We start from the raw sequence: 20,030 nt of genomic DNA on the forward strand, positions 1-20,030 counted from the left end.
TTGTCTCCGTTGTTGTTGTCGTGAGAGCAAAGGCTATTCTTTTGGAGCGGCTCTTTTTTTACAATCACAAAATTTATTGACAAACTGTCAAATATGATTTGACGCTTTGGCCATCGGATGACCCGTATGCTGTTTTACGCCACCACACCAAGATACCGGCAGGTCCATGAGTCTTGACCTTTCTTCCCTGACCCTGCTGGTGGAAATCATCGACGCGGGCAACCTGAGCCAGGCGGCCCGCAAGCTCAAGATGACGCGGGCCAATGTGAGCTACCACTTGAGCCAACTTGAGAAAACAGTGGGCCTGCAACTGGTGCACCGCACGACCCGCCGGGTGGAGCCCAACGAGGTGGGCTGGCGCCTCTACGAGCACGGCCGCGCCATCAGCAACGAGATCCTTGCCGCCAAAGAAACCATCAGCAACTTGGGGCAAGAGCTGCAAGGGCGCGTGGGCCTCAGCATGCCCAGCGGCTTCGGGCAGATGGTGATGTCGCACTGGCTGATCGAGTTCAAGGGGCTGTACCCCGGCATCGTGCTCGATGTGGTGTTCGAGAACCGGGTGGAAAACCTGCGCGACGAGGTGGACATTGCCATCCGCATCCTGCCCGAGCCGCCTCAACAACTGGTTGCGCGCGACATGGGCACCGTGCGCTACCTGGCGTGTGCATCTCAAAGTTATGCCCAGGCCCATGGCCTGCCGACCCAGCTGGACCAACTGCGCACGCTGCCAGTAATCACCGCCAATGTGGTGGGGCGGCAGCTCTCGTTGCGCGGCTACAAAGGCAACGAGCGGCACGATGTGCTGTTGGCCCCTACCTTGATTTCAGACCACTATCCGTTTTTGCGCCAAGGCGTTCTGGCTGGCCTGGGTATCGGGCTGGTGCCGGACTATGTGGTGCAGGATGTGATCGCCAGTGGGGAAGTGGTGACCGCGCTCGATGACTACCGCCTGAGCATTTTCGGCACCCAGATGTACCTGTTGTACCTTCCGAACCGCCGCCAGACGCGCGCAGTGCGCACCTGCATTGACTTTCTCTTGGCCAAAGCGAATGGGAGCGCTGGCTGAGCTGCTATAGCTCGCGCAGATGGGCCAGGTTTTGAATGCTCCTGATTTGGTAGCGACCTGCGCTTTATTTATAAGGGCTAAGCGGACTTTTTCTCAAAAATCTATGTAAAAGAAGCCACCATCGCTTCGCTCTGCTCCCACAAACTGCGCGCTGCGCTGCCATCAGCATCCTGAAAACGCAGGGGCATGGGTTTGGCTTTGTTGTACATCTTACCGGGTTGCCAGTCGGTGCCGGGCTGTCCTTCGGCAAGTGCAGTCAGGCGCTGCCCGCTGGACTCCGGGCTGATGGTGAAGAGGTATTTCAAGGGGGTGTGGTACAGCACCCGCATGAGGTGGCTGGTCTCGCTGGCAAAGTTGCTGCGCACTACGCCGGGGTGAAATGCCACTGCCGAAATACCGTCGGCACCATGCCGGCGCTGGAGTTCGCGGGTAAAGAGAATGTTCTCCAGCTTGCCGTTGCCATAGGCCTGCTCCGGCCGGTAGTGGCGTTCGTTGTTCAGGTCGTGGATATCAAAGCTGCCGCCAAACACATTGGCCGCAATACTGGCGGTTTGAATCACTTTGGCGTTGCCCGCTATCAGCTGCGGCATCAGCAGCTTGGTTAAAAGGAAGGGAGCGAGGTGGTTCACTTGAAAGGTCTTTTCGAACCCGTCTTGGGTGAGCTCCCTCGGGCCCATGATGCCGCCTGCGTTGTTGGCCAGCACTTCGATGCGCGGGTGATGTGCAAGCTCTAAGGCCAGCCGCTGCACATCGGCCAGGCGGGTGAAATCGGCCAGATGAAATGGCGCCCCCAGCTCGCGGGCCAGCGCTTCGGTTTTGTCGCGCGAGCGGCCCACGAGGATGACGTAGTGCCCTTTGGCCTTGAGCTGCCGTGCACTGGCGGCGCCTATGCCATCACTGGCGCCTGTGATAAGAATGGAGTTCATGCACTCACTGTGCCACAAGCGCAAGGTGGCCCATCAACGTATTCAGGCGTCCCCGGTGGCTAGCGCAAAGCCTTCATCCAGCCAGCCGGTGATGCCACCGGCCATGATCTTGACCGGTCGCCCCAAGCGCGCCAGCTTGAGCGCGCCACGGGCGGCACCATTGCAGTGGGGCCCGGCGCAGTAAGTCACAAACAGCGTGCCCTCCGGCCACTGGGCCATCTTGCTCTCTACGATCTTGCCGTGGGGCAGGTTGACGGCGCCGGGTACATGGCCGCGTGCAAACAGGGCAGGGGAGCGCACGTCCAGCAGCACAAAGTCGGCGCCTTGTGCCAGGGCATCGTGCGTATCCCAGCAGTCGGTCTCAAAGGTCAGCTCGGCGGCAAAGTGCGCCTCGGCAAGGGTGGCGCTGGCGGCGGGTATAGCGGTCACTGCGGTGGGCATGGGGTTCTCCGGTGCGTTGTAAGAGGCTCTATGGTGCAAACAGGCGCAAATTTCTACAATTGGCGTAAAAGACATATATGACAAAAATCACGCCAAACTCTGCCCGCTCAAACTCAAGTGCGTCTTGGTCAACCACCGGGCCGCTGGTAGTGGTGCCCGTGTATGACGGCCTGTGTACTTTTGAGTTTTCTATTGCGGCCGAGATCTTTGGCCTTTCCCGGCCTGAAATGGGCTCTGGCTGGTACCGCTTTGCCAGCGCGGCCATTGAGCCCGGCCCGCTGCGCGCGCACGGAAGATTGCAAGTTACGACCGATGGCGATGCCCGTTTGCTGGAGCACGCGGACCTGATCGTAATGGCCGGCTGGAAGGGCGCTCAGGTGCCTGTGCCTGATGCACTGGCTCAGCAGTTGCGGGCTGCATGGCAACGTGGCGCGCGGCTGGCGTCAATTTGCTCGGGGGCTTTTGTGCTGGCCGCTACCGGCTTGCTCGATGGCCACCGCGCAGCCACCCATTGGCGCTACGCCAAAGCGCTGCAAGCCCAACACCCTGAGGTGGAGGTGGACGCCAGCGTGCTGTATGCCGAGGGCGATCGCGTCTACACCTCTGCCGGTAGCGCCGCTGGCATTGACCTGATGCTGCACATCGTGCGCAGTGACTTTGGGGTAGAGGCTGCCAACAGCGTGGCGCGCCGTCTGGTGATGCCGCCGCACCGCAGCGGGGGACAAGCCCAGTTCATGGAGCGCCCGGTGCCGCAAGAAGGTGACTATCGCTTAGTGCAGCTGCTGGACGACGTGCGCAACGATCTGCAATCGCCGTGGACGGTGCAGCACATGGCCGATCGTGTTGCCATGAGTCCGCGCACATTTTTGCGCCGCTTCGCCGAACTCACCGGCCAGTCCCCCGGCCAGTGGGTGGTGGCTGAACGGGTAGAGCAAGCCAAGCGCCTGCTAGAGGGCAGTGCGCTGCCGGTAGAGCGCATCGCCACCGAGGTGGGTTTGGGCAGCATGCAGGCCCTGCGCCACCACTTTCAGCAGCAGCTGGGTTTATCGCCCAGGCAGTATCGGGCGATGTTTTTAGGTTAAATCGACCTCTAGCGCTGGTATTGATTGCGCGAGTAGCTATTGATTTGATAGCATTTTGAATGGCGACAGAGGGCGTCCAGTGGGTGACAGCTGGCTCTCCAGTGACTTAACCGCAGATGGAGTTTCGCGAGCTGAACACCGCTGCTAGCGCACTGCACGGCGTGCGCGGGAACTTTTGCAGGCCCCGGGATTCCGATACGCACTTTTGTTTCACCACCCAAAACGCCTATGCACCCACCTCACTCTCGCCGTTCCCTGTTGGTTCGTGGTGCCGGCATGCTGGCTGCCACCGGTGCGCCGGCGTGGCTTGCACCAACGGTTGCGCAAGCTCAGTCGGTTTTGCGGCCCACACCCCGGCAAACCGAGGGCCCGTTTTATCCGGTAGCACTGCCCGGCGACCAAGACTTTGACCTGCTGCGCAATGGTGGTGCGGTGTACTCCAAAGCCCAGCCGGTCTGGGTTGAGGGGCTGGTGATGGACACCCGCGGAATGCCAGTTGCTGGCGCGGTGGTTGAAATCTGGCAATGTGACCACGAGGGGCACTACCACCACCCGCAAGACGGTGGCAAAGCGGACCCGAAGTTCCAGGGCTTTGGCCGGGTGGCGGTGGGCAAAGATGGGCGCTACCGCTTCCGGACCATGCGGCCGGCCCCCTACAGCGGGCGCACGCCTCACATCCATGTGAAAGTCAAGCTGGACCGCAAGGAGCTGCTCACGACGCAGCTTTATGTGGCGGGCGATCCGGGTAACCCGCGCGACGGGCTCTGGCAGCGCCTGGATCTGCAAGACAGGGCGGCGCTGACCCGCGAGTTCAGTGCCTCTACAGATGGGCTGCGTGTCGACTTTCCCATCGTGGTACAGGTCTAAGCGCTAAAGCCAACTCTGCAATGGATTCTTTAACCCAGATAGCGCTTGGTTCAGCGGTGTGTGTGGCCGTCATGGGCAGGCGCACCGCGGTGTGGAAATCCGCTTTGGTTGGGGCAGTGGCCGGCACCTTGCCGGATTTGGATGCCCTCATCGACCATGGAGACGCCATTTCCAATATGGTGCTGCATCGGGCGGAAAGCCACGCCTTGTTCTTTTTGACTCTGGCGGCCCCTGTGTTTGCCTGGTTGGTGGCGCGGGGGCGCGACTTTATGCGCTGGTGGCTGGCACTTTGGCTGGTGCTGGTGACCCATCCTTTGCTAGACACCATGACGGTGTACGGCACCCAGTTGCTGCAGCCGTTTTCCAGTTACCCCTTCGGGGTGGGTAGCGTGTTCATCATCGATCCGGCTTACACATTGCCGCTGATCATTGGGGTGGCGGCGGCCTGGCGCTGTAGGGATCTGGCGCGCGGGCTTCGGTGGAACATGGTGGGCTTGGCCTTGTCGACTGCCTATCTGGGCTGGAGTGTGTTGGCGCAACAGCATGTCGAACAACGTGCGCGCGCTTCCTTGAGTGAACAGGGTGTGTCTGCCCAGCGGGTGCTGGTCACGCCGGCGCCCTTGCAAACCTTGCTCTGGCGGGTGGTCGCCTTGCCAGAAGATCCGGCTGATCCGAAGTTTCATGAAGCTTATGTATCAGTGCTGGACGGCCAGTCCCCGGTGCAATGGGAAGCGCATGCGCGGGGTAGCGATCTGCTGATCGAACACGCAGCCTCCGCACCAGTGGCGCGTTTGACGGCGTTCAGCCACGGGTTCGTGAAGGGCGCAATCGCCCCTGACGGACAGCTGCGGATTACGGACCTGCGCATGGGGCAGGAGCCGCACTATGTGTTCAGCTTTGACCTGGGACTACCAGACGCCGTCGGCCGGGCGCCCGCCACACAGGTCAGCGCCCGCCCGTAGGTCCTACGCTGCGTTGGATCGGCCAGCGGATGTGGGGTCCAGCGGCGCGGCCATAGGGCTTGGGTCGATCAGGGGCATCAGGGGGCGCGCCAACGCAGTTAACTTCTGTCTGCGGCAGCTATGATGCAGTCAACGATGGAACCAAAGATTGCCCCGCAGCTCAAGCCGGTCAGCAGGAGTGACGAAGAGGTCTACCGACCCGTGACTTGGGAGCCCTCTTTTACTTTTCTCAAAGCCGCAGTGGTCGCCATCTTTCTGAGTGGTGTATTGGTTACTGCAGCAATCTATGTCTTCATCCCCAATGACCTGAACGCAGCGCTGCGCACCAGCACTATCTTGCTAGTGGGCGCTGCAGGTTGGTTCTTCTTGTGGCAAAAGAAGTTGCAGACTACCGTTACCGCACTGGGCGTGGGCATGTGGTTTTACGTCGCTGTGATGATGTTTGTGGGCGGCGGCGTTACCGCACCTGTTCAGTATGTGTTTCCGCTGATCATTTTCATGCTGGGTTGGCTGGTCAGTACCAGGGTCGCGCTGATCGTCGCTTTCCTGACGGCAGGTGTCACCATCCTCACCGTTGTCGCCACAAAAGGCGGCTGGCTGCCGCAATCCGCCGATTCCCCCCCTTGGCTGCATGCGCTGGTACAGATTTGCGTCTTCCTGATGGCGGCCGTCTTGATGCATTTCCTGGTCTTGGCTTATCAGCGCCGGCTGCGTGAGCTGGACCTCGTTAACACCCGTATCGCTCTGCGAAGTCGTGACTTGGAGTCCGCAAAGTTGGAGTTGCACCAAGCGCAAGCGCAAGCCCAGGTCGGGAGCTGGGTGTACACGGTCGCGTCCGACACGATGCAGCTGTCCGACGAGGCCTGCCGGATTTTTGGATTACCGAATGGCGCTACCTTGAGTCGTGATTCGTTCCTCGACCTGATACCGGTCGACGAGCGTGAGGCCGTCTTTGTCCTTTGGCGGGAAGCGGCACGGACTCAGCCCATCTTTGAGGCTGAGCACCAGATCAGGGTGCATGGGGGGCTGCACTGGGTTCTCCAAAAAGCGAAATTTGAGCAGGATGAGCAAGGTGCCGTGTTCCGGGTGACCGGTACCACCCAGGACATCCACACCCGTAAATTGGTGGAGCTGAACCTGCGGCAGTCTGAGCAGAAGTTCGCGACTGCATTTCAATCCAGTCCGGTGGCGGCCTCGATTGCGACTCTAGCGGAAGGGCGATTCGTTGAGGCCAACGAGAAATACCAGCGTGACTTCGGCTGGGCCCGTGCCGAGTTGTTGGGCAAGACCGCGCTGGAGATGGGCTTCTGGCCTGAGGGCGAGATGCGGCTCCAGTGGCTGCGCGCATTGAAGGCCAGGGGCAGTGTGGTGGACTACGAGACGAGCTGGGTGCACAGGAATGGCGACATCCGCAAGGTCAGCATCTCGGGGGAGATCATTGATCACAGTGGCGTCCCGTGCATATTGGCTTTTGTGACTGACATTACGGAGCGCAAGGCGGCCGAGGCCCAGATACACAGCTTGGCTTTTTTTGACGCACTGACAGGTCTGCCGAACCGCAGACTGTTGCTGAACCGGCTGGAGCTCGCACTGGTAACGGCCCAGCGTAACCACCGTTTGGGGGCGTTGCTGTTTATTGATCTCGACAACTTCAAAACACTGAACGATACCTTTGGCCATAACAAGGGGGACCAGCTATTGCGGCAGGTTGCGGAGCGCCTGGTCGCCGCAGTCCGTGACGGCGATACGGTGTCGCGTTTGGGGGGCGATGAGTTCGTCATCTTGCTCGATGACTTGGCGGATGACGCGTTACTGGCGGGTCGGCAAGCCGAGGTCATTGCAGGAAAAATTCTGCTGGAGCTTGACCGCAGTTACGAGATTGGAGAGATCCAGTTCCACAACACGCCCAGTATCGGCGTGACTTTGTTCGGCGACCGGCTTGAAGACACTGAAGAGCCACTCAAGCGGGCGGATACGGCCATGTATCAGGCCAAGGCTGCGGGCCGAAACACGGTCCGGTTTTTTGATCCGATGATGCAAGCCGCTGTTTCCGCCCGCCTGCAGCTGGAGACGGACTTGCGTTCCGCCATGGGCGGGGCAGAGCTTTTTTTGCTGTACCAACCTCAGGTCGATGAGCCCGGCCGGATCATCGGTGCTGAGGTGTTGGTACGCTGGGAGCACCCGCAACGTGGGTTAATTTCGCCGGTTGACTTTATTCCCGTGGCAGAGAGCAGTGGGCTGATTTTGCCCTTGGGGGAGTGGATCATTCGCAGCGCGTGTGAACAGCTGAGGTTATGGGCCGATCAGCCCGACCTAGCATCACTGGAATTGGCTGTAAATGTCAGCGCCCGGCAGTTTCGGGATCCGGAGTTCGTGCCCATCGTTCTGAGGATCCTGCAAGAAACGGGCGTCAATCCCCAGCGCCTCAAGCTGGAGTTGACCGAAAGCATGCTGATTGAAGGCGTTGATTTGGTGATTTCCAAAATGAAGCTGCTCAAGGCCCATGGGCTGGGCTTTGCTCTTGACGATTTCGGCACGGGCTACTCTTCGCTGGCCTATCTCAAGCAGTTACCTTTTGACCAGATCAAGATCGACCAGAGTTTTGTGCGCGACGTGCTGGACGACCCGAACGACGCGGCCATCGCCCGCATGGTGATTGTGTTGGCGGAAACGCTGGGCCTGAAGGTGATCGCGGAGGGGGTAGAGACCCAGGCGCACTGCGCGCTCTTGATGGAGCTGGGGTGCAAGGGTTTTCAGGGCTTCTATTTCAGCCACCCGGTGAGCGCCAGTGCGATAGAGCAGGTTATGCGCCGTCCGACGCTGCCGCAAGCTTCTCAAAGTAGGCGAAAATAGAGAGCTTTTCGTAACCGGCGCTACCGGCATTCATTTCCGGCCGGTTTTTTTCATCTTTTGCCCACCCCAAGCTTGTCCATGCACGACGTAAATTCCTCGAAGATCTCTGTTGAGAAGATCGGCGGCACCTCGATGACCGCCTTTGGTGATGTGCTGCGCCACATCATGCTGCACAACCCTGCACGCATTTACGGCCGTATTTACGTGGTGTCTGCCTACTCCGGCGTGACCAACCAGCTGCTGGAGCACAAGAAAACCGGTGAGCGCGGCATTTACGCTCTGTTCGCTGAGGGCAAGGGTTACCAGGACGCACTGACCGGTTTGGCAGCCAGCCTTAAAAAGCTGAATGCCGCCTATGCCGACATTGGTTTGCCTTTAGCGGTGGCAGATGCGTTTATCGACCAGCGCATTGCCCAGGCGCGCGAGTATTTGGGCGCCATGCACCATGTGCTGGCCAGCGGCTACCTGAGCCGCAAGGATGTGCTTTTGGCTGCCCGCGAGGTGCTGGCCTCCATCGGCGAATCGCACAGCGCGTTCAACTCGGTGGAAATCCTCAAGGCCAATGGCGTGAACGCGGTCTTGATGGACCTCGCCGGTTTCGACGACAACGAAGCCTGGAGCATCGATGAGCGCATCGCTCACAGCTTCAAAGACCTGGACCTGGCCAATAACGTGATTGTGGCCACCGGTTACACCAAGGGCACCGAAGGCATCATGCGCGAGTTCGACCGCGGCTACTCTGAGGTTACCTTCAGCAAGATCGCGGTAGAGGTGCGCCCCGCCGAAGCGGTCATCCACAAAGAATTCCACCTGTCGTCTGCCGACCCCAACCTCGTGGGTCTGGAAAACGCCATTGTGGTGGGTGCCACCAACTACGACGTGGCCGACCAGTTGGCCGACGTGGGCATGGAAGCCATTCACCCCAAGGCGGCCAAGCCGATGGAACTTGCCGGTATCCCGATTCGCCTGAAAAACACGTTTGAGCCAGACCACCCCGGTACCTTGATCACCAAAGATTTCGTGGGCGAGCGCGCCCGTGTGGAAATCGTCACTGGCACTGACAAAGTCACGCTGATTGAGATCCATGACCCCAGCATGGTGGGCACGGTCGGCTTTGACGCCAGCTTGATGCAAGTGTTCTGCAAGCACGACATCAGCTACATCCTGAAAGCCACCAACGCCAACTCCATCGCCCACTTGGTGTGGGACAACCAGGTCACGCCTGAACTCGTGGCCGAGCTGGAAGAGCTGTACCAGGTGGTCACCGTCAAGCCCAGCGCGATTGTGTGCACTATCGGCTCTAACATCGGCATTCCCGGTGTGCTGGCCAAAGCAGCCCAGGCATTGGCGGACGCTCAGGTCAACGTGAACTGCGTGTCGCAAACCCTGCGCCAAGTGAACATGCAGTTTGTGATTGAGCGTGCAGACTACAAAACCGCCGTTATCGCGCTCAATATGGCGCTGTGTGTTAACTCGGGTACACCAGTGCCCCGCGTTTAATCACATTTCAGTTCGCTGTAAATTTGATAGCAAGCTGCGCAGCTCCTTCAAGGGCTGCGCAGCTTTTTTATGGGTCAGGCGAAAACCCGTTCCCAGACCCAGTAAGCGGCCAGTGCGAACAGTGCGATAGACCCGCCGCGCACCACCACGCTGCCGTACCAAGCTTGCCGCACAAAGAGTTGGGATACCGCAACCCACAGCAACACCGCTAGTAGTTGCCCGGCTTCGACTCCGAGGTTGAATCCAAACAAGGCCCAGCCTAAGAGGGCAGAGGGTGCCGCCGCTTCGGTGAGCAGGCCCGCAAACCCGTAGCCATGAATCAGCCCGAAGCCCAATGCAAGCCGCCATGGGCTGAACACTTTGACAGGGAACACGTTCAGCAGTGCAGTCACGCCGATTGAGGCAGCAATAACGGGCTCCACCCATTCTGGTGATGCGGACGTGATGCCCAAACTAGCCAACGCCAGCGTGATGGAGTGCCCGACTGTGAAGGCTGTGACAGTGCACAGCAAAGCCCACCACGGCCTGGTATCGGTGAGCGGTCCCGGACCAGACTTGCGGCCCAGAACAAGCTGTAGTGGCAAAACCAGCGCGAGCAAAAACGCAAGGTGGTCATAACCCTCCAGCAGGTGGTGCATGCCCAAGCCAAAGTAGCTCAGCACAGTCTGGCCTACGCCGGTAGGTGCCGCTTGGCTCGCTGCATTGCGGGTCACCAGCATGATGGGCGCTGATTGCTGTGGAGAAGCGGTCATCAACAGGTCACGCCCGTTGACATTACCGCTCACGAGCAGGCGGTGGTTTTCGTCTTCAGTTTTGAATAGCGTGTAGCGGATGCTTTCTAGCGCTGCACAGTTTGCTGTGCCGGAAAGCTTGATATACGCCCCGTCGCTGTAACGTTCCAGTCCTGCATATCGCCATTGCAATGGGCAGCTTCCGCTGGCACTCTGGATTGAGGCGTTGCTTTGGATGAGGGCTTCCACCGCAGGCGTGGCATCTTGTATTTCACCGAAGGTGACAAGTCCGTCTGCATTGGCGTCCACGGGTAACGCCACATCCAGGTCTTTGATGGCCACTGCCAGCTGCAGTGTCACTTGATCAGCGGTCTGCTTTACATCGAGGTAGGCATCACTACCCTTGTGCGCCAAGGCGGGTATGGCGAAGAGCGCGCTGCACAAGAAAGCGATCAAGTGCTTCATGATTTTTCTCCCTGGATGCGCGCATCCACAAGGCCAATGCGTTGCATCTCACCGCGCAAGCGGGCCAGCGCAGGCATGTCACTGGCGGCACGCGCACTCTGAATGGCTACCCACCAGTCAATCGGCTCTCTTTGCAGATCAAGGTTGCGCTCTGCCATCGTCACAGCGCCTGCGAAATCTTCATCCAGCCACAGAGCGACTAAAGCCTCCTCGCGGCCATGCAGTTCCAGTTTGTCACCGCGTCGCTTCAGCTCGGCCTGCCGCTCGCGCAATGTTTGCCGTAACTCTGCCCAGGTCGGGTCTCCCGCCCGTTTTTTCGCGGTCGCTTGCCTGAGCAGGACTGCGTCTGTTGCAGGCAGGCCTGTTAGAACCTTGAGTGCGTCTTGGTGTTTTCCGGTGCGCAGCAGCAAATCAGACAGTGCGATGCTGGTGTAAAGGTCCGCTTCTTGTTTCAGGCTGCTTTGGTAAGCCTTGAGGGCAGCGCCATCCTTGCCAGCTCGCTCTTCGCTCTCTGCTAGGAGCGACAAGAGCCAGCTGCGGATTGCTGCGTTGTCGGCGGCAGAAATCAGCGTTTGCAGACCCGCGCGCGCCTCGTTGGTTTTGCCTTGGAGCGACTGGGTTTCTAACTGGCAAGCTTGGGCGTACAGCGCTTGTCCAGCCTGGCCCACCGCCTCGCAAGCCTGCAGCGCACGCGCATAGTTGCCTGCGAGCCGCTCGAGGGTTGCCAGATTGAGCCAGCCTTGCGCTTGCGCGGGGTTGAGTTTGAGTGCACGCGTGAGCACACTGCGGGCCTCGCTGAATTCATGGCGACCTTGCTGAATAGTGGCTTGCAGCACCATTAGATCGGTGGGGGCGTCGGGCTTGTTCCACCATGGCGTCAGCATGGCTTGGGCGCGGCCCCAGTAGCGGGTGTCGCCCGTCTGGCGCGCGGCGGTAATCAGCTCGCGGGCCGCCTGAGCTGCAGCGTCAGGGTTGGCCGAGGTGGTTGTTTGGCCAGCGGCACGATTTTTGGTGATCAGAGGCAGCTTTTCAATGACCTGATCACGCTGCGTCGCGGTGATCGGTGTTGCGGCATGCGCCGCGTGCAATGTCACAGCAGTTCCGAGGCAAACCCACCAAATCTTGTTCATCTGAAGACTCCCTGAAGTCGCTCACACATTGTGGTTTGAAATGAAAACGGGAACAAGAAGTTCCCGTGACGCAGGGCACAGCGTGTGCTGTGCCCTGGTGGTTGGAGTGCACTCAGTGCATCAAATGTCTGCAGGTTCGTCGGTTTCGCTGGTTGCCAGTGTTACCGAGCCCAGGGATGCTGGTTCTGCGGTGTCATTGGTGCTGGCTGCAGTTAGGCGTTGAGCCTCAGATACAACCACTGAGGTCTTCACCTCCACACCCGCCACTACGTCAGCGCCAGGGGCGTTTTGGGTGAGTGGATCTACACTGCCACCACCGCAAGCACCCAGCAAGCCGAGCGCTAACACCGCAGGGATCGTCCATTGCTTTATTTGTTTCATGTTGGTTCCTTAGTAGGTCGCGGAGCCAGAGTTTGGTGTGTTCAGATAGGGGAAACGATCTAGAAAGGGAACCGTGGCTTGGTCCACCGCATCATGAATTTTTGCCGAGTCCGCGCCCTTAGGAACACTCGCGAGTTTGCAAGCTGAAGTCACACCTGCTACGCCCGGTACGCTGTTTAACTTCAAAGCATCGTCATCACCGTTGATTACACACAATCCACCTAAAACAGCGACCAACGCGATGTCAACCACGTCATCCTTGGGACGGCGACCATTTGGGAAGCCTGCAAGATCCTTCGCTGCGCTGAGGTTAGCAACCCCGCCCACGCGCAAAACTTCTCCAGCTACGCCCAATCGGTTTTGCTCGCTCGCAGCGACGGGAGCTAGGTCCGTGTTAAGGCGCAACATCTCCGAGGCGGTTGGAGTGGCGGGTTTGTTGACGTTCGTGATTCCTGTCAAGAAAACGGTCGCCAGATCGGTACGAGGCAAATTTGTCGGTGCCAGAGCTCCCTCAGCGGTGCCAAGAGCCACCTCAAGCAACCTTGGCAGTGTCGGCCTGACAACATAGTCCAAAAACTGTCCGTCGTCTTGAGGCTTCGATGCGTTGAATTTGTCCTTATCTTTTAAGCCAATAACCAGCTCGTTTACCAGCGGGTTACCAAGTCGGGACACCTGTACCCATGCGCCACCGGCTTTCTCGCTCGCTTGATGGGCAGACCCCGGCTTACCATTTAGCAATCGTGCCTGACGCAAGCTGGCCGTTGTCCAGCCGCCGATCACTTTTTCCGAGCCCGCCGTCAAGCATGTCTTGTGAACTTCAAGGGCAATGCTCGTAACGTTTGATTTTTGAATGACGTGTTTACCACCGTTCCCCACAGCATCCTTGTTTGCTGGATCGAGAAGTACAGTGGCTTCCGCATTTACCAAATCAAAAACGGTACCTAGGTTGACAGCAAAGCCCTCTTGGCGCTGGCCGACGAACACTTTGCCCGGCATGCTGCAGCCAGGGATAGTGACGTTGTGAATGTGCCTTTGAGCGTATGTCTCATATTCAGCGGCACTACCCAGTGTTTTTGATCCAATGTAATCCACGGGTTTTTCAAAATCTTTGCTTCCGCCCGTGGCCTTTACTACAGATGACACGCTGCCCTTGCGTCGGTCGCCGCGTACCACATTGAGTGTGTAGCTCTCGTTCAAATTCAATTTTTGGTCGTTAGGTTCGGAGATCTTGCCTAACTGAATTAACGGAGTGCTGATTTGCTTGTCTCCGATCTTGAGTCCGAGATCGTTTAGTTTGTTTTTAAACTTGAATTGAAAAGTTATGTCTTCCTTGGCGTCACCGTTGTTGTCGATATGGATTTCGTACAGTGCGTTCGGATCCATCGAGAAGTAATTGGGGCCGCCATATGGTGTCTGCAACGGCTGGTAGTTGGCAATCAGAGTGACGTAGTCAGAGCGACCGCCTGTGCCGTCAGCTTTCACGTCTTCATAGCTGCGGAACATATAAAAGTCCGTGCCATCCACTTTGGGGCTGGTGGTGATGAAAGGCGCTTCACGATGGCTGGAGGCCATTGCGCTACCTGCTACTGTGGCCATCAAGCAGGCCACGACGATACTGCTGCGTTTGAATTTCATGCTTTGCTCCGGTGTGTTGGACAAGTTCGTGCCAATCGGCACACTGGATACGCGACGCACAGCATGGTGGATTCAGATTTTTTGCGCAAAGTCGAAATTTTTTTCGATTGACGCCTTGCCACTGAGCCACCAGTCCTACATTGCGACCAGTTGGCTCAAATATAACGTTTATTTGTGATTTGTGTTTTAAATCATTAAAAAATCAAACTCTGTGCTTTTCTAATTTCCGGCTGAGAGTCCGCCGGTGCATCCCAAGTCGCCGGGCTGCTTCGGAAATATTGAAATCACTCTCGGCCAGCACTTCGTGGATGCGCTCCCATTCCAAAGTCTTGATCGAGCTGGACCGGTTGGTCAGGGCCACCTCGGTATTCCCTTCGTCCAGACCAAAGGCGGCCTCGATGTCATCGGTATTGGAAGGTTTGGCCAAGTAATGGCTTGCGCCCAGTTTGATCGCCTCGACGGCCGTAGCGATGCTTGCAAATCCGGTGAGCACCACAATGCGCATGGTCTCGCTGTGGGCGTGAAGCGCGCGTACACAGGCGAGCCCGCTAGCTTCACCTTTGAGCTTGAGGTCGACCACGGCAAACTCAGGGGTGTGCGCGGGTAGCAAGGCCTCCAGGCCTTGAAGACCATCTGCACGCAGCACCCGGTAGCCGCGACGCTCGAAAGAACGGGTCAGGGTGCGGGCAAAGGCTTCGTCGTCTTCAACGATCAGGAGTAGGCGGTCAGTGTCCATGGGGTACTTCGGTTACGGTTTCAGGCATGGAGAGTTCGTTCATTGACAGCGTAATCGTGACGCGGGCACCGCCGGACTGCAGGTTTTCGGCGCGCAAACTGCCGCCGAGAGTGCGAGCTACGTTCATAGACAAAAACAGCCCCAGTCCGCCGCCAGGCTTGCCCTTGGTGGATTGATAGGGTTGCCCAAGTTGGGACAGCACATGGGCATCAAAGCCGGGTCCGCGGTCGGTAATGGTGATGCACAGCACATCGGCATCGCGGCTGGCATGGAGTTGCACCCAGTGGGGCGAAGCGTCGCGCGCGTTGTCCAGCACGTTAAACACCATTTGCTCAAAGGTGGTGTCCGCGACCATGGCCGCGTCGTCGATGATCAGGTTGTCGTACACAAAGGTCCCGACATTGCGGGTGGCTCGCCACTCGCGCACCAAGTGATCCAGGAATTCGCGTGCAGTGGTTTGGCTGGAGTGTTCGCCGCGGGTTTCGCCTGCAGAGAGCAAGATGCCGCTCACAATGCTTTTGCAGCGTTGCACCTGGGCCTCCATTTCGGCAATGTCCTCTTTGAGGCTGGTATCCCGCATGACGGCGGGCATGTGCTTCCAGTCCCCCAAGATCACGGCGAGGGTGGCTAAAGGGGTGCCCAACTCATGGGCGGCGCCCGAGGCGAGCAAACCCATGCGAACAATGTGCTCCTCCTCAGCGGCGCGTTGCCGGGCTGCAGCCAGGCGCGCATCGCGGCGGCGCAGGTTGGTGTTGATGCGGGTGATAAACACCACCACAAGCACCGCGTTAAGCAGAAAGCACACCAACAAGCCCAGTACATAGGGGCTGGACAATCCATCCTGCAAGTTCGGTGCAAGTGGCAACGGCAGGCTGGAGGTTGCCAAAAACGCGACGCAGGCCGACGCTATAGCGACGATGGAGCCGATATACCCACCCCTGAGTAGCATCGCCCCCACGGCGATTTGCAGCAGATACAAAAAGACAAATGGGTTGCTGATGCCTCCGCTCAAATAGAGCTGAGCGGTCAGTGCCGCCACATCGACCAGCAGCCCGATGAACAGCTCCACCTCATGGACTGCTTGTCGGGTGTGCCAGCGCAGCAAACAAGCGAGGTTGAAAAACGCCATGGCGCCAACGATGGCCAGCATGGGCTCCACCGGAATCTTCATGCCCAGGCTGTGATGCGTGGCTTGAATGGTGAGTAGCTGTCCGGCCGCAGCAATCCAGCGCAGCTGTATCAGCTGGTGGAGGTTTCTCAGGCCGGCGTAGGCATCGTTGCGCGGGGAGGGCGCAGTCGGCGCTGCGGTGGGGGAATTAGCGCGGGTATCCATGGGCGGTATTGTGGCCCCCACGGCGCAAGCGCCGCTCGTAACGGACCACAAACCCTCCAGCCACCAACACCATCACGGCCAGACCGAACCAGGTAATGGCGTATACCAAGTGGCTGTTACTAAAGCGAACCACGGTCAACCCTTCCCGCGGCCATGGGCCAGTGAGAGAGGGACGGGCTTCAAGGTTGTTATTCAGGGTGTTATCCGGCAAGCCGGAATCCAGGAAAAAAGGCGCAGGACTTTTCAGTTTTTGCGCTTGGGCAATCGCGGTAACGTCGCGTGAAAACCAGCGTTGAGACGCAGGGTCGTTTTTCCGCAAAAAACCACCGTCGGGCTCTGATTTGCGCAGCAAGCCCTGAATGCTGACATTTCCCACAGGAGCACCGCTCGCACCGGAAGGTGGCTGCCACTGCGCGCGTTGGGCGGCAGGAACGAAGCCCCGGTTCACCAGCAGGCTGGAACCGTCTGATAGAACCAGTGGGGTCAGGACCCAAAACCCGGAGCCCAGCGCGGTGGTGGCTTGTGTGAGCACCGTTTTGTCAGTCAGCCACTGGCCGGTGGTTTTGACATAAAGATATTCGAATTCAGCAGGCTGCAGGCCAGCCCATAGCTGGCTGTCGGGCAAGTCCACAGGGGGTTGCTGCAAGCGCTGGGTTACGCGCTCGATCAGCTCCAGTTTCCAGGTGCGGCGCTCCAGTTGCCAGGTTCCGAGCCGCAACAAGCCCACGACAAACACGAGGCAAAGTACAGCCACCAAAGCCAACCGCCACCTTGAGCGTCCGCCGACCTGCGGTTGAAGCGGCGAATCACTCAAGATGCGGTACCTGTGCTGGGTTTAGAGGCCGGTCTTGGGCGCAGCGGCTGGCGCCGCTTGCTCCATCGCCGGCATGTCGGTGTGGCTCGGCATCATGTTGGTGTTCATGTGGAACATGACCCACAGAGTGCCCGCAATCGCGATGGCGACGAACACCACGGTGAAGATGGTGGACAGCAAGGTCCAACCGCCCTCTACCTTGCCGTTCATGTGCAAGAAGTAGAACATGTGAACCAGAATTTGAATGACCGCAAAGGCACCGAGCACCATGACGGCCGTGGGGCGGTCAGAGATGACCTTGGCCATGACCAACCAAAACGGGATAGCCGTCAAGATGATGGACAGCAAGAAACCGGTCATGTAGCCCGAGAAGGTGCTGTGAGGTTCATTGGCATCGTGGCCGCCGTGTGCGTGGTCATCGTGCCCGTGCGACGCCCGAGAATTGTGTGCGCTCATTTACAGCACTCCCATCAAATAAACGAAAGTAAAGACACCGATCCAGATCACGTCCAAGAAGTGCCAGAACATGGACAAACACATGAGGCGGCGGTTGTTGGCGGGTGTGAGACCGTGTTGCTTGATCTGGATCATCAGAACGACGAGCCATACCAAACCAAAGGTCACGTGGAGACCGTGGGTACCCACCAGGGTGAAGAATGCCGACAAGAATGCGCTGCGTTGCGGTGTAGCCCCTTGGTGAATCAAGTGATAAAACTCGTACAACTCCAGAGCCAGGAAACACAGGCCGAAAAGGCCCGTCACTGCCAGCCAAATCAGGGTTCCTTTCACATCGCCGAGTTGCTTGCGCAGCATGGCAAATCCGAAGGTGATGGACGACAGCAGCAGAAACGCCGTATTGATGGCGACCAGCGTCAGATCAAACAGCTCCGCTCCGGTAGGGCCAGCCGCGTAGCTGCGGCCCAAGACGCCGTAAGTCGCGAACAGGGCCGCGAAGATGAGACAGTCGCTCATCAGGTACAGCCAGAAGCCGAGGGCCGTTCCGTTTTCAGGATGCGGCTCATGGGCCAAGTGGTACTCGCGGGGCGAGAGCGCGCCGGCAGCGGCGCCGTGTGAGTTGTTCATGTTAGACATGGCGGGCCAGTTGGAATGTGCGGGCTTCTTCGGAGGCATTCACTTGCGCAGCCGGAATGTAGAAGTCACGCTTGTAGTTGAAGGTGTGGGCGATGGATACCAAGAGCAGCGCAGCGAACGATGCACCGGCGAGCAACCACATGTGCCAAATCAAGGCAAAGCCGAATACCAGAGACAAAGCAGAGATCACAACGCCTGCAGCGGTATTGGCCGGCATGTGGATCGGCTCAAAGCCACTCAAAGGGCGCTTGTAGGCGTGCTTTTTCATGTCCCACCAGGCGTCAATTTCGTGCACCACAGGTGTGAATGCAAAGTTGTAGTCAGGTGGTGGGGAAGAGGTCGCCCATTCCAGGGTGCGGCCGCCCCATGGGTCGCCGGTCCAATCCCGCAGTTCTTCACGCTTAAGGTAGCTAACCAGCAATTGGATGATGAAACATGCGATACCGGCGGCAATCATGGCAGCGCCGATGGCTGCAATGACAAACCAGATTTGCAACGATTGGTCTTCGAAGTGGTTCGCGCGGCGTGTAACACCCATCAGGCCCAGCACGTAGAGCGGGGTGAATGCCACCCAGAAACCGACGACCCACAGCCAGAAGGAGCGGACACCCCACTTGTGGTCGAGTTTGTAGCCAAAGGCCTTGGGGAACCAGTAGTTGATGCCTGCGAACATGCCGAACACCACACCGCCGATGATCACGTTGTGGAAGTGTGCAATCAGGAACAAGCTGTTGTGCAACACAAAGTCAGCGGGTGGCACAGCCAACAACACGCCCGTCATGCCGCCCAGGGCAAAGGTGATCATGAAGGCAACCGTCCACATCATGGGCAATTCGAAGCGGATCCGCCCCTTGTACATGGTGAACAGCCAGTTGAAGATCTTCGCGCCCGTGGGGATCGAGATGATCATGGTCGTGATACCGAAGAAGGTATTCACGCTTGCGCCGGATCCCATGGTGAAGAAGTGGTGCAGCCACACAACGTAAGACAGGATCGTGATACACACTGTCGCGTACACCATGGAGGTGTAGCCGAACAGGCGCTTTTTGCTGAATGTAGCCACGATTTCCGAGAACACACCGAAAGCCGGCAGGATCAGGATGTAGACCTCTGGGTGGCCCCAGATCCAAATCAGGTTCACGTACAGCATGGGGTTACCGCCCAGCTCGTTGGTGAAAAAGTTGGTGCCTACGTAGCGGTCCAAGGACATGAGCACCAAAGCCGCTGTCAGGACCGGGAACGACGCCACGATCAAGGCGTTGGTGCAAAGTGCTGTCCAAGTGAACACGGGCATGCGCATCAAGGTCATGCCGGGGGCGCGCATTTTGATGATCGTCACGATCAAGTTGATGCCGGAGAGCGTGGTTCCGACCCCCGCGATCTGCAGCGCCCAGATGTAGTAGTCCAAACCGGTGCTCGGGCTTTGTGCACCCAAGTTCGAAAGAGCCAACCATCCGGAAGTAGAGAACTCACCCAAGAACAGCGAAAACATCACCAGAATGGCACCGGCGGTCGTCATCCAGAAGCTGAAATTGTTCAGGAACGGGAACGACACGTCCCGCGCGCCAATTTGCAGCGGAATCAGGTAGTTCATGAGTCCGGTGACCAATGGCATGGCCACGAAGAAAATCATGATCACACCGTGGGCGGTGAAGATCTGGTCATAGTGGTGCGGCGGCAAGTAACCCATGTTGTCGCCGAAGGCCATGGACTGTTGCAAACGCATCATCACGGCATCTGCAAAGCCGCGCAGCAGCATCACCAAACCGAGCACCATGTACATGATGCCGATCTTTTTGTGGTCGATGCTGCAAACCCAATCACGCCAGAAAGGACCCCAGAGGCGGAACTTGGTCATCAGGGCAAACACGCCCAAACCACCCAATACGACCATGATGAACGTTCCCAAAATAATGGGGTCATGCGTCATGGGCACAGCATCCCAGCTCAGCCGGCCTAGCGCCCAGTGGGTATCAGTCAAAGTTTGTGAGGACATATAAAGTCTCTTTAGCAATG

The 20,030-nt window shown here is 58.4% G+C and carries 18 protein-coding genes; 6 read left to right on the forward strand and 12 right to left on the reverse strand.

All coding sequences use genetic code 11. The annotated features are described in order from the left end of the window. The first annotated feature begins 166 nt into the window (after window positions 1–166). Window positions 167–1,066 carry a LysR family transcriptional regulator gene (locus tag RAE19_RS16905; RefSeq protein WP_313875969.1) on the forward strand — a complete coding sequence of 300 codons (900 nt, stop codon included), beginning with the start codon at window positions 167–169 and terminating at the stop codon, window positions 1,064–1,066. Between the two features lie 101 nt (window positions 1,067–1,167). Here RAE19_RS16905 and RAE19_RS16910 read toward each other — a convergent pair whose 3' ends face one another. Further along, a complete protein-coding gene (locus RAE19_RS16910; protein ID WP_313875970.1) occupies window positions 1,168–1,992 on the reverse strand; it encodes an SDR family NAD(P)-dependent oxidoreductase in 825 nt (274 codons plus the stop codon). A 42-nt stretch (window positions 1,993–2,034) separates the two neighbouring features. Further along, window positions 2,035–2,433 carry a rhodanese-like domain-containing protein gene (locus tag RAE19_RS16915; RefSeq protein WP_313875971.1) on the reverse strand — a complete coding sequence of 133 codons (399 nt, stop codon included), beginning with the start codon at window positions 2,431–2,433 and terminating at the stop codon, window positions 2,035–2,037. 77 nt (window positions 2,434–2,510) lie between these two features. On the opposite strand from RAE19_RS16915, the gene ftrA reads away from it, so the two are divergent. The 5 genes from ftrA to RAE19_RS16940 all read left to right on the forward strand — a co-directional run bounded on the left by ftrA (window position 2,511) and on the right by RAE19_RS16940 (window position 9,697). Continuing rightward, the gene (ftrA, locus tag RAE19_RS16920) at window positions 2,511–3,515 is read left to right on the forward strand and encodes a transcriptional regulator FtrA (protein ID WP_313875972.1); all 1,005 of its coding nucleotides are present in this window, start codon (window positions 2,511–2,513) and stop codon (window positions 3,513–3,515) included. 228 nt (window positions 3,516–3,743) lie between these two features. Next, complete coding sequence (locus tag RAE19_RS16925; protein ID WP_313875973.1) at window positions 3,744–4,382, forward strand: protocatechuate 3,4-dioxygenase; 639 nt, start codon at window positions 3,744–3,746, stop codon at window positions 4,380–4,382. 20 nt (window positions 4,383–4,402) lie between these two features. Further along, the gene (locus RAE19_RS16930; RefSeq protein WP_313875974.1) at window positions 4,403–5,344 is read left to right on the forward strand and encodes a metal-dependent hydrolase; all 942 of its coding nucleotides are present in this window, start codon (window positions 4,403–4,405) and stop codon (window positions 5,342–5,344) included. 135 nt (window positions 5,345–5,479) lie between these two features. Further along, window positions 5,480–8,197, forward strand: coding sequence for a putative bifunctional diguanylate cyclase/phosphodiesterase (locus RAE19_RS16935; protein ID WP_313875975.1), 2,718 nt, complete (start codon window positions 5,480–5,482; stop codon window positions 8,195–8,197). A gap of 78 nt (window positions 8,198–8,275) precedes the next feature. Beyond that, window positions 8,276–9,697 carry an aspartate kinase gene (locus RAE19_RS16940; protein ID WP_313875976.1) on the forward strand — a complete coding sequence of 474 codons (1,422 nt, stop codon included), beginning with the start codon at window positions 8,276–8,278 and terminating at the stop codon, window positions 9,695–9,697. Window positions 9,698–9,771: 74 nt separating this feature from the next. Here the strand turns inward: RAE19_RS16940 and RAE19_RS16945 are convergent, their stop codons facing one another. The 10 genes from RAE19_RS16945 to cyoB form a co-directional block, all read right to left on the reverse strand. Continuing rightward, a complete protein-coding gene (locus RAE19_RS16945; protein WP_313875977.1) occupies window positions 9,772–10,893 on the reverse strand; it encodes a HupE/UreJ family protein in 1,122 nt (373 codons plus the stop codon). Further along, complete coding sequence (locus RAE19_RS16950) at window positions 10,890–11,987, reverse strand: tetratricopeptide repeat protein (RefSeq protein WP_313875978.1); 1,098 nt, start codon at window positions 11,985–11,987, stop codon at window positions 10,890–10,892. Before RAE19_RS16950 ends, RAE19_RS16945 begins: the two co-directional genes overlap by 4 nt. Window positions 11,988–12,143: 156 nt before the next feature. Further along, window positions 12,144–12,404, reverse strand: coding sequence for a hypothetical protein (locus tag RAE19_RS16955; protein ID WP_313875979.1), 261 nt, complete (start codon window positions 12,402–12,404; stop codon window positions 12,144–12,146). 9 nt (window positions 12,405–12,413) lie between these two features. Next, complete coding sequence (locus tag RAE19_RS16960; protein WP_313875980.1) at window positions 12,414–14,039, reverse strand: DUF4331 domain-containing protein; 1,626 nt, start codon at window positions 14,037–14,039, stop codon at window positions 12,414–12,416. A gap of 202 nt (window positions 14,040–14,241) precedes the next feature. After that, on the reverse strand, window positions 14,242–14,775 hold the full coding sequence (locus tag RAE19_RS16965; RefSeq protein ID WP_313875981.1) for a response regulator transcription factor: 534 nt from the start codon (window positions 14,773–14,775) through the stop codon (window positions 14,242–14,244). Next, a complete protein-coding gene (locus RAE19_RS16970; protein ID WP_313875982.1) occupies window positions 14,765–16,108 on the reverse strand; it encodes an ATP-binding protein in 1,344 nt (447 codons plus the stop codon). Before RAE19_RS16970 ends, RAE19_RS16965 begins: the two co-directional genes overlap by 11 nt. Beyond that, a complete protein-coding gene (locus tag RAE19_RS16975) occupies window positions 16,092–16,862 on the reverse strand; it encodes an SURF1 family protein (RefSeq protein WP_313876271.1) in 771 nt (256 codons plus the stop codon). The genes RAE19_RS16970 and RAE19_RS16975 overlap by 17 nt, the downstream gene beginning before the upstream one ends. Window positions 16,863–16,943: 81 nt before the next feature. Then, window positions 16,944–17,378, reverse strand: coding sequence for a cytochrome o ubiquinol oxidase subunit IV (cyoD, locus tag RAE19_RS16980; RefSeq protein ID WP_313875983.1), 435 nt, complete (start codon window positions 17,376–17,378; stop codon window positions 16,944–16,946). Then, the gene (gene cyoC, locus RAE19_RS16985) at window positions 17,379–18,014 is read right to left on the reverse strand and encodes a cytochrome o ubiquinol oxidase subunit III (protein ID WP_313875984.1); all 636 of its coding nucleotides are present in this window, start codon (window positions 18,012–18,014) and stop codon (window positions 17,379–17,381) included. Next, window positions 18,007–20,010, reverse strand: coding sequence for a cytochrome o ubiquinol oxidase subunit I (cyoB, locus tag RAE19_RS16990; RefSeq protein WP_313875985.1), 2,004 nt, complete (start codon window positions 20,008–20,010; stop codon window positions 18,007–18,009). Before cyoB ends, cyoC begins: the two co-directional genes overlap by 8 nt. Window positions 20,011–20,030: the final 20 nt, after the last annotated feature.

The organism is Rhodoferax potami (assembly GCF_032193805.1).
Lineage (GTDB): Bacteria > Pseudomonadota > Gammaproteobacteria > Burkholderiales > Burkholderiaceae_C > Allorhodoferax > Allorhodoferax potami_A.